Here is a 12,338-nt window from a genome sequence, read left to right as displayed (position 1 = left end):
CTCCTCCATTTTACGAAAACGGCAGTGCGGCCCACTGCTCGACGAATTTCCCGCCGGAATAGACCTGGATCGAACCGAACTGCTGTAGCACGAATTCGCTCTGCGTCGGACGCAGGAAGGCGTAGTCGTCTGGCCCGACATTGGCATCGTCGGGCAACGCCATGAATTGCTGATTGGTCGAAAAGCCGAACGTCTTGTCGCTCTTCATCCCGACGGGATGGACGGGCTTGGCCATCCACTTGCCGCCATAGAGGAAACAGCCGCGGCGCGGTAACAGCCCAAGCTTTTGCAGCAGCCAGGAGCGCTCGTCGAGGCCCGGCAGCCGGACATCGACCACCTTCAGGATCGGCGTCGCGATGAATGCGGCAGGCTGCAATTGGCTGAGGCTGGGCACGTCGAAATCGGTCGGCAGCATGAAGGCCGATCCAATGGACAATTCATTGGCGCCGACCCAATTGTCATAGAGCAACGCCGTGCTGCTGCCGCCAAGATTGAGGATCTTGCGCTGATCGGCGGCAAGGCAGGCGACATACTGGCGAAACAGGCTGACCGCCTTGGCCCGCGCCTTGACCGGTCCTCCCAGCAGTTTTGGGATATGGCCGATATGCGCCTCGTAGGCCATGACGCCTTCGCATTTCAGCCGCGGGTAGTTGCTCAGCGAGGCAACCGCTCGCGCCAGTGCGTCCGGATTGCTGATACCGCCGCGATGCAGCCCGGCATCGACCTCGAAGCCGATGCGCAGCTCGCGGTCGAGCTCGGTGGCAAGCGCGCCATAAGCGGCCAGCCGCTCCTCGGTATCGATCAACCAGACGATGCGTGACGTCGCTTCGCCAAGACCGGCGAGGACGCCCTTGGTCAGCGCATGCCTGGCGCCGGCGACCGGCATCGGCTTGCCCAGCAGCAGATCGACATCGGGAAAGGCTTTCAGCATCTCGGCGCTGATCGGCAGATGGAAGGTCATCAGCCTGTCGGTCGCGAACGCCGCGCGGATGTGCTCGATCAGTGGCAGGCATGGCAGCGACTTGTCGACGAGGCGCAGATCGAGGCCCGTGGCGAACTTCGCCTTGATCGCAGCGATGTTGTGGTCGAGCCGGTCGAGATCGAGCACCAGGCAAGGCTGAAAGATCCCGGCGGCCCTGAGAGCGCCCGACATTTCAGCGAAATAGGTGTCGGTCAGGCTCATGCCGCGACGCCGAGCAGCCTGGCCATGTAGGGCGACACGAAACGGTTGTCCGGATCCATCTCGCGGCGCACAGCCATCGCATCGTTCCAGCGCGGATAGAGCGCGCCCAGATCTTTGGCCGTGAGGCTGTGCATCTTGCCCCAATGCGGGCGGCCGCCGCGCTTCCTGAAGATCGGTTCGGCGGCGTTGAAGTACGCCATCGGATCGCGCTCGACACCGTGATGGATGGCGATCGAACAGGTCGGGCGCTTGTAGAAGGGGCTGAGCCAAACATTGTCGGGCGCGACGACGCGAACTTCGATCGGAAAGTAGACCTCCGGAAACCGCGCCTCGAGGAGCGATATGATTTCGCTCAGCGCCGCCGCCCCTTCCTCGAACGGCAGGTGGTACTCCATCTCGTTGAACTTGACGTTACGCTCCGAGGTGAAGACCTTCAGCCACTCCTCGACATAATCCTCCGGCGGCACTTTTGCGAAGGCCGAGCCGATTAGACGGCGGCGCAGCCAGGGAAACCAGCTGAGATAGTCGCGCAACTTCCTCAGCGTTGTCACCGCATCGTCGTCTTCCGTCGGCGGGCGCACCGTCGCCGGCGCGTCGGTGATGTCGCTGGCGATCAGCAGCGCCTGGCCCGAAAACGGCACGTAGTAGAATTCTGCCGAACGATGCGCCGTCATGGTGCTCTCGAATTGCGATAGCACGTCGGCAATCGGCGCCGTCCAGCGGCGGTGCCGCATCCGGTAGCTTGCCATGTTGCGGATCGTCACCTCGGTGACGGCGCCAAAGGCGCCGAGCGAGGCGCCCATGGCATCGATCATGTCGGAGCTTTTGGCGCGGTCGAACTCTTTCACCGCGCCGCGCCCGTCGACGATCTGCATCGCCTCAAGCTGGGTATGATAGGCGCCGAGCGTTATGCCCGAACCATGCGTGGCGGTACCGAGCGCTCCACCGAAGGCCTGCTTGTCGATGTCGCCCATGTTCGGCAGCGCCTGGCCGACGCCATGCAGAAGTTTTGCCAGCGCGCCGATCTTGGTGCCGGCGCCGACCCGGGCCGTCAGTTTTTCGGGATCGTGTGACTTTAGCCCCTCGAAGCGGTCGAGCGACAGGATGGTGCCGTCATTCCTGACCAGCGGTGTGAAGGAATGCCCGGTGCCGACGAAGCGCACAGGGCCCGGCGCGCTGCGCACGAGCTCGCCCAATTCATCGAGAGTCTGCGGTTCGGCAAAAGCCTGCGGCCTGGCCGTGACATAGCCCGACCAATTGCTCCACTGGCTGATAGCGTCTCCCACAATCGCCTCCCTGGGACAGCCGGCTTTACCGGTCTTGCGCGCTGCGCGGAATAATATGATACATAGTCAGCTTTTTGAATATGATACATTGTCAGCTTTCTGTCAAGCTGGCAATCGAGTGACAGACCCGAAGCCGGCTTGAAAAGAAATGCGGCCGTGAACTTTCATGAACCGTGACTTTTCGCGTCAATCGCAAGGCCCGTCACCGATTGTCATTTTTCGGGGGCAAGCAGCTGTTATGGGGACGCCTGTCCCTTGGTCTTGCCGACCGAAAATCCCGTCCTGACCGCCTCGAAGAGAAATTGCATGTGGCTAAGTGAATTCGAAATTGTCCTGCGCGACCGCGTCATCCCGAGCGGCGCCATCCGCATCGAAAACGGCCGGATTGCCGAGATCCGAAACGAGCCGGTCGAGAATGCCGACATATCAGGCGGCGGCCGCCTGCTCCTGCCCGGCTTCATCGACATGCATGGCGACATGGTCGAGAAGGAAGTCGAACCGCGCCTTGGCGTGCATGTGCCGATGAAGATCGGCATTGCCGAACTCGATAAGAAGCTTGCCTCCTGCGGCGTCACCACCGCCTATGCCGCGCTGTCCTTCGTCGGCGCCAGCATCACCAGTGGCGTTGCGCGCTCGGAAGAGCATACGTCTAGTATCATCGACACCATTGCCGGGATGAAGGACCACCTGCTGGTCGATCACCGCATCCATGCCCGCTTCGAAGTCACCTTCACCCCGGCCATTGCCATGCTGCAGAAGCTGATGGACGCCGGCAGGCTGCATCTGATCTCGCTGATGGATCACACGCCCGGCCAAGGCCAGTATCGCGATGTCGAACTCTACATCGCCCGCATCGCCAACGAACGCGGCATGTCGATTGCCCAAGCGTCCGAGGTCGTCGGCCATCGCATGGCCGGCCGCGAAGGCCAGGGCGATGTGCTCAACGCATTGCAGGACCTGTCGGCGCGTGCGCAGGCCAATGGCGTCGCGCTTGCCTCGCATGATGACGACACGCTGGCGAAGGTGGAACTGGTGCATGGCCTTGGCGCCACGCTGAGCGAATTCCCGGTGACGCTGGAAGCGGCGCAGGAAGCCAGGCGGCTTGGCATGCATACCGTGATGGGAGCGCCCAATGCGCTGCGCGGCCAGTCCTATTCCGGCAATCTGTCGGCACGCCAGGCTTACGATGCCGGGCTGCTCGACATGCTGGCCAGCGACTATCATCCGGCTTCGATCCTGCCGGCCGTGCTTAGCCTGGCCGAACTGCGCGACGGCAGTCTTGTCGCGGCGGCAGCATTGACGAGTGCCAATCCGGCCGCGGCGCTAGGGCTTACCGATCGCGGCGCCATTAAGACGGGACTGCTGGCCGATCTCGTGGTGGCCGATCGCCTGCCGGTGGCGCGGGTGCGGGCGACATTCCGCGCCGGCCGCATGATCTACAGCGATGGCACGCTGAGCCGGCACTGGCATTGAACGCAGGGTTTGTCCCTTCAAGCCAGCCCGAATGTCTCCACGGCGCGCATGATGCCGCGCAGTTCGGCGAGGCCTTTCAGGCGGCCAATCAGCGAGTAGCCGGGATTGATCCTTGTCTTGCCGATATCGTCGGCGAGCAGATGGCCATGGTCCGGCCGCATCGGGATTTGCCAGTCGGCGCGGCCTTCTCTATGGCGGCGCGCCTCTTCCTGCATCAGCGCCAAGATGACATGCGCCATGTCGGTGCCGCCCTCGAGATGCTCGGCCTCGTAGAACGAGCCGTCCTTCTCGATGGTGATGTTGCGCAGATGGGCGAAATGGATGCGGTCGGCGAATTCCTTGACCATGGCGACAATGTCGTTGTCGGCGCGCGTGCCGTAGGAGCCGGTGCAGAACGTCAGCCCATTGGCTTGGCTGTCGACAGCATTGAGAATGAAACGCGCATCCTCGGCGGTCGAAACGACGCGCGGCAGGCCGTAGAGGGAAAACGGCGGATCATCAGGATGGATGCACATACGCACCCCCTCCTCTTCCGCTACCGGAATGATCTCGCGCAGGAACCAGGCGAGGTTGTCGCGCAGCTCCTTCGGCCCGATGCCGTCATAGTCCGCCAAGGCCTCGCGAAAGCTCTCGCGGTCATATTTGCGCTCGGTCGCCGGCAGACCGGCGATCAGGTTGCGCTCGATCTGGTCGATCTTCTCGGGCGGCAATTCCTTGAGCCGCGCTTCCGCCTGGGTAATACGCGCCGGCGTATAGCTTGCCGCACCATTCTTGCGCTTCAGCACGAACAGATCGTAGGCGGCGAAATCGATCGCATCGAAACGCAAGGCATAACCCGTCGTCGGCAGCCGGTAGGCGAGATCGGTACGGGTCCAGTCGACCACGGGCATGAAATTGTAGCAGATCGTGGCGATGCCGGCCTTGGCCAGCGCGCGGATTGAGTCGCGATAATAGCCGGCATAGCGCTCGCGTTCCGGTGCGCCGATCTTGAAGGAATTGTGGACCGGGATGCTCTCGACGACCGACCAGGTCAGTCCGGCTTCCCCGATAATGCGCTTACGCTCCAGCACTTCGGCTTCAGGCCACGCCCTGCCGTCATAGATGTGGTGAAGTGCCGAGACCACGCCGGTGGCGCCCGCCTGCTTGACATGATCGAGCGTCACCGGGTCGTCGGGTCCATACCAGCGCCAGCATTGTTCCATTTTCGGCTTTCCTTCTGCGAGAGGTTGGCAACTTATTGTTGGACCGCGATGGGAGTCGATAGAAAATGGAGGAGTTTTCGAAAATGAAGGATTTCGACGGCAAGGTGGCCCTGGTGACGGGGACGACCGGCATTGGCCTGGCGACCGCCAGACGCCTTGCGGCCGGTGGTGCCGCAATCATCGCCTGCGGCATCGACCGCGCCGCCAATGCGGCGATGAAAGCGCACCTGGAAAGTGCTGGCGCCGCAGTGCTGGTCATCGACACTGACGTCTCGGTCTCCGACCAGGTGCGCGATGCGGTGGCGGCTGGCATCACAAAATTCGGCGGCCTGGACGTCATCGTCAATTCGGCTGCGGTCCACCCCTATGGAACCGCCACGACGACTGACTGGGAAACCTGGAACCGGGCAATGACGGTCAATGTCGGTTCGATCTACCTGACCGCCCATTTCGGCATTCCGGAAATGATCAAGCGCGGCGGCGGCGCCATCGTCAACGTCGCCTCGGTGCAGGGCTTTGCCTGCCAGCAGAACGTCGCCGCCTATGCCACGACCAAGGGCGCCATCCACACGCTGACGCGCGCGCTGGCGCTCGACTATGCGGCGGCCGGCATCCGCGTGAATTCGGTCAGCCCAGGCTCGATCCGCACGCCGATCCTGGAAAAGGCCGCGCGTGGCGACAATGGCAGCGATACCGATGTCGAAGAGGCCTACAAGCGCTTTGGTGCAGCGCATCCGCTTGGCCGTATCGGCGAACCGGAGGAAGTGGCGGAACTCATCGCCTTCTTGTGCTCGTCAAAGGCCGGCTTCTGCACCGGCGCCGACTACAGGATCGATGGCGGCCTGACCGCAGGCATCGGGGTGAGGTAGCGCCATCGTTCAGGCAACGCTCCGCTGGTCGCCTCCCGGCAACACCACAGGCGCTGCAGGCCCGCGCGTAATCGGGATAGCCGAATTTCGCCGGCCCCGCTTGCAACCTCATCCCATATGTGAAAATATTATTCACAAAAGAAGATTGGCGGGAGGATCGATCATGCAGCCAGTGGGTTCGCGGCGCGCCGGGACGGATGTCCCGTTCGCCCTGAGGATCACGTCATGACGGGGTTTGCGCCGACCGTTGGCGTGGCATCGACGCACCCGGCCAACATGCCCAGGGATCACGCCGAACTCCCGGTCTGGAATGCCGAGAACTGGTTCTATGAGGACTGGCCGGTCGGCCAGAAAATCCGCTCGTTGCGCCGCACGATGGCCGAGGGCGACAGCCATCTGTTCAACGCGCTGGTGCTCGACATCCACCCTTACGTGCAGGACCAGATGTTTGCCGAGGCAGAAGGCATTTTTGGCAAGCGGCTGATCGCCGGCGCCTTCGTCTTTTCGGCCGGTCTCGGCCTTGTCGCCACCAACTGCGTCAACGCCTTTTCCTATGGCTACGACAAGCTGCGTTTCATAAAGCCTGTCTTCATTGGTGACACGATCTATTCCATCCGCTCCAACCTCGACAAGACGCCGCGTTACAAGGAAATGGGACTGATCCGCGCCAGCTACGAAGTGTTCAAGGGCGAAGGCGAGCTCGTCCTCTATTGCGAACACCTGCAGACGGTGAAGTACCGCAACCCCGGCGACTTCGTCGGCAAGACGGAGAAATGACGATGGCAGCCGAATTGCCGCTTGCCGGTCTGACCGTCGTCGACATGAGCCAGTTCCTGTCAGGGCCTTATTGCTCGCTCCGGCTGCTCGATCTCGGCGCCCGCGTCATCAAGATCGAGCGCCCGGATGGTGGCGACCTGTCGCGCCGGCTCTATCTCAGCGACACCGAGATCGGCGGCGATTCCACCATCTTCCACGCCATCAACCGCGCCAAGGAAAGTTTTGCGATCGACTTGAAGAACGAGGCCGACCTTAAGGCGTTGCGCGGGCTGCTGGCCAAGGCCGATGTGCTGATCCAGAATTTCCGGCCCGGCGTCATCGAGCGGCTCGGCTTCGACTATGAGGCCGTGCGCAAGATCAACCCGCGGCTGGTCTATGCCTCGATCAGCGGCTATGGCGAGGAAGGCCCGTGGGTCAAGCGGCCCGGCCAGGACCTGCTGGCGCAGTCGCGCTCCGGCGTGATGTGGCTGAACGGCGACGAGGACCAGGGGCCGGTGCCGTTCGGCCTTGCCATCGGCGACATGCTGGCGGGCGCCGCCTGCGCGCAAGGTATTCTCGCGGCATTGGTGCGGCGCGGCATCACCGGCCAGGGCAGCCATATCGAAACCAGCCTGCTCGAAGCGCTGGTCGACTTCCAGTTCGAGGTGCTGACCACCCACCTCAACGATGGCCGCCGTTTGCCGCGCCGTTCCAGTTTCCGCAGCGCGCATGCCTATCTCTCGGCGCCCTACGGCGTCTATCCGGCCAAGGATGGCTACCTCGCCATCGCCATGACGCCAATTCCGAAACTCGCCGATCTCTTGTCGCTCAATGAACTGGCGCCCTACCGCGACAAACCGGCGTCCTGGTTCACCGCGCGCGACGACATCAAGGCGATCATCGCACAACGGATCGCAACGAAAACCATCGACGAATGGCTCGCCATTCTGGAGCCAGCCGACATCTGGTGCGCCAAGGTGCTGACCTGGCCGGAGATGCTGGCCAGCGACGGCTTCCAGTCGCTCGACATGTTGCAGACGGTGACGCGCGAGGACGACGTCTCGATCCTCACCACCAGTTCGCCGCTCCGGGTCGACGGCGTCAGAGCCAAGGTTGACCGAGCAGCACCGCGCATCGGCGAGCACAGTGCTGCGATACGCGCGGAGTTCGGCCTGTGAGCGAGGTGACGCTCAAGGGCATGACTTGGAGCCATCCGCGTGGCTACGACCCGATGGTCGCCTGTTCGGCGCTGTGGAAAGAGAAGACCGGCGTCGCCGTAGACTGGGACAAGCGCTCGCTGCAGGATTTCGAATCCTTCCCGGTCGAGGAACTGGCACTCGCCTACGACCTCATCGTCATCGACCATCCGCATGTCGGCCAGATCACGGCGGAACGCTGCCTCGCGCCGCTCGATGTCGCCGGCCGCGAGACCGAGCGCGCGGCGCTTGCCTCGGACAGCGTCGGAGAATCCTATCCGAGCTATACCTGGCAGGGCCGGCAATGGGCGTTCCCGATCGATGCGGCGACGCAGGTGCAGGCCTGGCGGCCGGATGCGCTCAACGCCCCAGCGCGCTGGAGCGAGGTGCTCGACCTTGCCCGGCAAGGCCGCGTGTTGTTGCCGTTGCGGCCGCCGCATGCGCTGATGGTGTTCTACACGCTGGCCGGCAATCTCGGGCATCCCTGCGCCACCGATCCGTCCCGCGATCTCATCGCTACCGAGACCGGCCGCGAAGTCTTCGAGGCAATGCGCGAGATCGCCACGCTGATCGATCCCGCCTGTTTCGAGATGGATCCGATTGCCGTCTCGGAACGCATGGCCGAGGCCAACTCCCGCATCGTCTGCGCCCCGCTGATCTATGGTTATGTCTCCTATGCGCTATCAGGGTTTCGCGCGCACCGCCTGGCGTTTGCCGATATCCCGGTGATCGGCTCCACTGGTCCGGTTGGGTCGGCGCTTGGCGGCACCGGCATAGCCGTATCGGCCTTCTCAAAGGCCAAGGATGCTGCCATCGACTTCGCCTATTGGGTCGCCAGCGGCGACGTCCAGCGCGGTCCCTATGCCGCCGCCGGTGGACAGCCAGGCCATGCCGCCGCCTGGGAAGACCAGACGGTCAATGAGGCGACGAGCAATTTCTACCGAGACACACGCGCGACGCTGGAAGGCGCATGGGTGCGGCCGCGCCATGACGGCTACATGGCGTTCCAGCAAGCAGCATCCGACCGCATCATCGCCGGCCTGAATTCCCGGCATCGGCCCGACCAGGTCGTTGCCGATCTCAATCGCCTGTTCCGGGAGAGCATTCCGGCGCAGGTGGCCGGCGTTGCCGGTGGAGGAGCCTGAATTCGGAGGCAGAGACGCGCGCGTCACCGGGCGAGCGCTGCTACAGATTCCACATACGCTTCGCATTGCCCGAAAGCAGCTTCGCCCGCTCGTCGGGACTGGCGCCCGCGATCAGAGCATGCGTCGCCGCCACCCAGGTCGCAAGGCCGCCGCCAAATGTGCACACCGGCCAGTCGCTGCCCCACACGACGCGGTCCCAGCCGAACGAGCCGATCGTGTGTTCGACATAGGGGCGCAGTGTCCCGACGGTCCATGAGCCGGCATCCGCATAGGCGACCACGCCGGAGATTTTGCCAATGACATTGGGCCGCCGCGCGATCTCGGCCATGTGTTCGCGCCATGGGTGCTCGGCATTGCCCTTGATGTCGGGCACGCCGCAATGGTCGAGCACGAACTGCACGTCGGGCGCCAGATCGGCGAGCGCAATCGCGCGCGGAATCTGATGCGGCAGGACGACGAGATCGAAGGTCAGGCCGGTGCCGGCAAGTCGCTTGATGTTTTCGCGAAACAGCGTGCTTTCCGAAAGCTCGTCCGGCATGACGTGCAGCACGCGGCGAAACCCTTTGACGAAGGGATCGGTCTGCTGGCGCTCGAGATCGGCGGCGAACCCGGCCTCCTCCGGGCGGCACGCGGCAATCGCACCGCGCAACAGACTGCCCTGCTCCAGCGACTGCGCCTTCACATGGCTGGTCTCGGCCTGAATGTCGGCTTGATCGACATCGACTTCCATATGCAGGGCAGCCTCGATGCCGGCACGGCGGGCCTGGGTCGCATATTCGGCATGCGGGAAATCGCGGTTGAGCGCCGGCACGCCGCCGAGCCACGGATAGCGCAGCGCCGACAGATCGATCAGGTGCAGATGGGTATCGATGATCATGATGGCGCTTTCTTCACTGGGTGATCTCGGATCATCTCACGGAGAAATCATTCATTCAAATAAGAATTCACTTCGATGGCTTGAACCCTGACCCGGCCAGCTGCGACAGCTTTTCAGCGGCCGCCTGCAACAGCGCGATGGTCTTGGTGATGTCGGGCGCCTGGGGCGAATTGACCAGCGTGATATAAGGCACCGAAAGCGCTGCGATCGCCTTTCCGTCCGAACCCAGCACCGGCGCCGAAAGATTGAACACACCCGCCGTCTGCAACGACGCCATCATTTCGTAGCCGCGGTCTCGAATCTGGTCGAGGCGGGCGAAGAACTCCGGCGACTGCGCCGGCTTGTCGGTGCTGCGCATATGCTCGGCAATCATCATCTGCCGCTCTTCGTCCGAGCGGAAGGCGAGCAGCACATGGCCGGAGCCGGTGTCGAACAGGCTGATATGCGAGCCCACGCGGATCGAGATACCCCAATAGTCTGGAGCCTCCTGCTGCGCGATTACCACCGCCGAACCGCGGTCGAAGACGACAAGCTGGTTGGCCTGCTGCGAGGTCTCGGCCAGCTCGCGCATCAGCGGCGTCGCGTAAGACCCCAGCCGCCGCACCGGCGCGTGCAGCTGCGCCAGGCCGAACAGCTTCAGCGTCAGCGAGTAGCGATCGCCGTCGGGGCGCGTTACGTAGCCGCGCCGCACCAGGCGGTCGAGCATGCGGTAGAATTCGTTGGGGCTGCGGTCGAGCTTCTTGGCGATTTCCGCTTGTGTCAGGCCGCCGTCGACGCCAGCGAGCAACTCGAGAATGTCGAGCCCCTTGTCCAGTGCCGGGGCGCGATAGCGGTCGTCGTCATCGTCTTCGGCCATGCTCACTCTCCAGTGAATTTCAGACTTCATATACGCATACCTACCGTCATCCGAAAGAACTTTCGGCTTGACGCGGCTATAAATGTTTTGTTTGTATATGAATGAAGGCTGTCAATCGAGTCCCAGGACGGGTTCGACGCAGGCTCTTTGGGAGGAAACCAAATGAACAGACTGTTTTCCGGCCTGTCGGCCGGCGTGACATTGCTTGCTTTGTCTGCCAGCGTCGCCTTTGCCGGTAACCTGCCGGGGAAATTCGACGGCGTCACCATCGACGCCAAGCTGATCGGCGGCCAGCAATATGAAGGCCTCTATGCACGCATCGGCGAATGGGAAAAGCTTACCGGCGCCAAGGTCAACGTCATCTCGAAGAAGAACCACTTCGAGCTCGACAAGGAAATCAAATCGGACATCGCGTCTGGCAGCATCAACTGGTGCGTCGGCTCGAACCACACGTCGTTCGCGCCGCAATATCCGGGCATCTATACCGATCTTGCCAAGCTCTTGCCAAAGGAGGAGATCGACGCCTTCGTGCCGGCCAACATCGCCGCCGGCACGCTGGACGGCAAGCTGGTGATGCTGCCGCGCGCGCAGTTCGACGTCTCGGCGCTCTACTACCAGAAGAGCCTCTATCAGGACGAAGCCAAGAAGAAGGCCTACAAGGACAAATACGGCGAGGAGCTCGCACCGCCGGACACGTTCGACGAGATGGCGCAGCAGGCTGAATTCTTCGCCAGCCCGCCGGATTTCTACGGCACCCAGTTTGCCGGCAAGGAAGAGGCGATCAACGGCCGCTTCTACGAGATGGTGATCGCCGATGGCGGCGAATATCTCGACAAGGACGGCAAGCCTGCCTTCAACTCGGAAGCCGGCGTGCATGCGCTCGACTGGTTCGTCAATCTCTACAAGGCCAAGGCCGTGCCGGCCGGCACCACCAACTATCTCTGGGACGATCTCGGCCAGGGCTTTGCCTCCGGCACCGTCGCCATCAATCTCGACTGGCCGGGTTGGGCCGGCTTCTTCAATGACCCGAAGTCGTCCAAGGTCGCCGGCAATGTCGGCGTCAAGGTCCAGCCCAAGGGCTCGTCCGGCAAGCGCTCCGGCTGGTCCGGCGCGCATGGCTTCTCGGTGACCGAGAACTGCGCCAACAAGGAAGCCGCCGCGTCGCTGGTCTGGTTCCTGACCAATGAGGACAGCCAGAAGCTGGAAGCCGCGGCCGGCCCGCTGCCCACCCGCACCAAGGTGTGGGAATGGGACATCGAGCAGGCGAAGTCCGATCCTTACAAGACCGAAGTTCTGCAGGCCTTCCAGGAAGCCGCCAAGAACGCTTTCCCGGTGCCGCAGACGCCGGAGTGGATCGAGATTTCGAACGCCGTCTATCCTGAGCTGCAGGCCGCCATCCTCGGCGACAAGACCTCCAAGCAGGCGCTGGACGACGCGGCCGCCAAGGCCACCCAGATCCTCGAGGACGCCGGCAAGCTCTGATATCCTCCCTGGG

11 protein-coding genes are annotated in these 12,338 nt (G+C 63.0%); 6 read left to right on the top strand and 5 right to left on the bottom strand.

Going from position 1 to position 12,338, the window contains the following annotated elements; all coding sequences use genetic code 11:
* Positions 1–10 precede the first annotated feature (10 nt).
* Both AC1D1B_RS19470 and AC1D1B_RS19465 read right to left on the bottom strand, forming a co-directional pair.
* Positions 11–1,183, bottom strand: a complete 1,173-nt coding sequence (locus tag AC1D1B_RS19470; RefSeq protein ID WP_477334080.1) for an alanine racemase — start codon at positions 1,181–1,183, stop codon at positions 11–13.
* On the bottom strand, positions 1,180–2,469 hold the full coding sequence (locus tag AC1D1B_RS19465) for a D-arabinono-1,4-lactone oxidase (protein WP_477334079.1): 1,290 nt from the start codon (positions 2,467–2,469) through the stop codon (positions 1,180–1,182). Before AC1D1B_RS19465 ends, AC1D1B_RS19470 begins: the two co-directional genes overlap by 4 nt.
* A 282-nt stretch (positions 2,470–2,751) precedes the next feature.
* Here AC1D1B_RS19465 and AC1D1B_RS19460 point away from each other — a divergent pair, with 282 nt between their 5' ends.
* The gene (locus AC1D1B_RS19460; protein WP_477334833.1) at positions 2,752–3,942 is read left to right on the top strand and encodes an alpha-D-ribose 1-methylphosphonate 5-triphosphate diphosphatase; all 1,191 of its coding nucleotides are present in this window, start codon (positions 2,752–2,754) and stop codon (positions 3,940–3,942) included.
* A gap of 17 nt (positions 3,943–3,959) precedes the next feature.
* Here AC1D1B_RS19460 and uxuA read toward each other — a convergent pair whose 3' ends face one another.
* Positions 3,960–5,144, bottom strand: a complete 1,185-nt coding sequence (uxuA, locus tag AC1D1B_RS19455; RefSeq protein WP_477334078.1) for a mannonate dehydratase — start codon at positions 5,142–5,144, stop codon at positions 3,960–3,962.
* An 83-nt stretch (positions 5,145–5,227) separates the two neighbouring features.
* Here uxuA and AC1D1B_RS19450 point away from each other — a divergent pair, with 83 nt between their 5' ends.
* The 4 genes from AC1D1B_RS19450 (at position 5,228) to AC1D1B_RS19435 (ending at position 9,110) form a co-directional block, all read left to right on the top strand.
* Positions 5,228–6,013: an SDR family NAD(P)-dependent oxidoreductase gene (locus AC1D1B_RS19450; protein WP_477334077.1), complete on the top strand. Its 786-nt coding sequence runs from the start codon at positions 5,228–5,230 to the stop codon at positions 6,011–6,013.
* Between the two features lie 225 nt (positions 6,014–6,238).
* Positions 6,239–6,790 carry a MaoC family dehydratase gene (locus AC1D1B_RS19445; protein ID WP_477334076.1) on the top strand — a complete coding sequence of 184 codons (552 nt, stop codon included), beginning with the start codon at positions 6,239–6,241 and terminating at the stop codon, positions 6,788–6,790.
* Positions 6,787–7,947 carry a CaiB/BaiF CoA transferase family protein gene (locus AC1D1B_RS19440; RefSeq protein ID WP_477334075.1) on the top strand — a complete coding sequence of 387 codons (1,161 nt, stop codon included), beginning with the start codon at positions 6,787–6,789 and terminating at the stop codon, positions 7,945–7,947. Before AC1D1B_RS19445 ends, AC1D1B_RS19440 begins: the two co-directional genes overlap by 4 nt.
* A gap of 20 nt (positions 7,948–7,967) precedes the next feature.
* Positions 7,968–9,110: an extracellular solute-binding protein gene (locus AC1D1B_RS19435; protein WP_477334831.1), complete on the top strand. Its 1,143-nt coding sequence runs from the start codon at positions 7,968–7,970 to the stop codon at positions 9,108–9,110.
* A 40-nt stretch (positions 9,111–9,150) separates the two neighbouring features.
* On the opposite strand, the gene AC1D1B_RS19430 is transcribed toward AC1D1B_RS19435, so the two are convergent.
* Complete coding sequence (locus tag AC1D1B_RS19430; protein WP_477334074.1) at positions 9,151–9,987, bottom strand: amidohydrolase family protein; 837 nt, start codon at positions 9,985–9,987, stop codon at positions 9,151–9,153.
* Between the two features lie 67 nt (positions 9,988–10,054).
* Complete coding sequence (locus AC1D1B_RS19425) at positions 10,055–10,843, bottom strand: IclR family transcriptional regulator (RefSeq protein ID WP_477334073.1); 789 nt, start codon at positions 10,841–10,843, stop codon at positions 10,055–10,057.
* Positions 10,844–11,005: 162 nt separating this feature from the next.
* Between AC1D1B_RS19425 and AC1D1B_RS19420 the strand changes: the two genes are divergently transcribed.
* Positions 11,006–12,325: an ABC transporter substrate-binding protein gene (locus tag AC1D1B_RS19420; protein WP_477334072.1), complete on the top strand. Its 1,320-nt coding sequence runs from the start codon at positions 11,006–11,008 to the stop codon at positions 12,323–12,325.
* Positions 12,326–12,338 lie beyond the last annotated feature (13 nt).

This window comes from Mesorhizobium sp. P2_C5_2 (assembly GCF_056404535.1).
The sequence above is the reverse complement of the archived record's forward strand: the minus strand, read 5'-3'. Positions and strand labels throughout refer to the sequence as shown.

What these genes read in the sequence shown, in the direction of transcription:
- AC1D1B_RS19470 (WP_477334080.1), bottom strand. Translation starts at nt 1,183, where the DNA reads ATGAGCCTGACCGACACCTATTTCGCTGAAATGTCGGGCGCTCTCAGG.
- uxuA (WP_477334078.1), bottom strand. Translation starts at nt 5,144, where the DNA reads ATGGAACAATGCTGGCGCTGGTATGGACCCGACGACCCGGTGACGCTC.
- AC1D1B_RS19450 (WP_477334077.1), top strand. Translation starts at nt 5,228, where the DNA reads ATGAAGGATTTCGACGGCAAGGTGGCCCTGGTGACGGGGACGACCGGC.
- AC1D1B_RS19445 (WP_477334076.1), top strand. Translation starts at nt 6,239, where the DNA reads ATGACGGGGTTTGCGCCGACCGTTGGCGTGGCATCGACGCACCCGGCC.
- AC1D1B_RS19440 (WP_477334075.1), top strand. Translation starts at nt 6,787, where the DNA reads ATGACGATGGCAGCCGAATTGCCGCTTGCCGGTCTGACCGTCGTCGAC.
- AC1D1B_RS19435 (WP_477334831.1), top strand. Translation starts at nt 7,968, where the DNA reads ATGACTTGGAGCCATCCGCGTGGCTACGACCCGATGGTCGCCTGTTCG.
- AC1D1B_RS19430 (WP_477334074.1), bottom strand. Translation starts at nt 9,987, where the DNA reads ATGATCATCGATACCCATCTGCACCTGATCGATCTGTCGGCGCTGCGC.
- AC1D1B_RS19425 (WP_477334073.1), bottom strand. Translation starts at nt 10,843, where the DNA reads ATGGCCGAAGACGATGACGACGACCGCTATCGCGCCCCGGCACTGGAC.
- AC1D1B_RS19420 (WP_477334072.1), top strand. Translation starts at nt 11,006, where the DNA reads ATGAACAGACTGTTTTCCGGCCTGTCGGCCGGCGTGACATTGCTTGCT.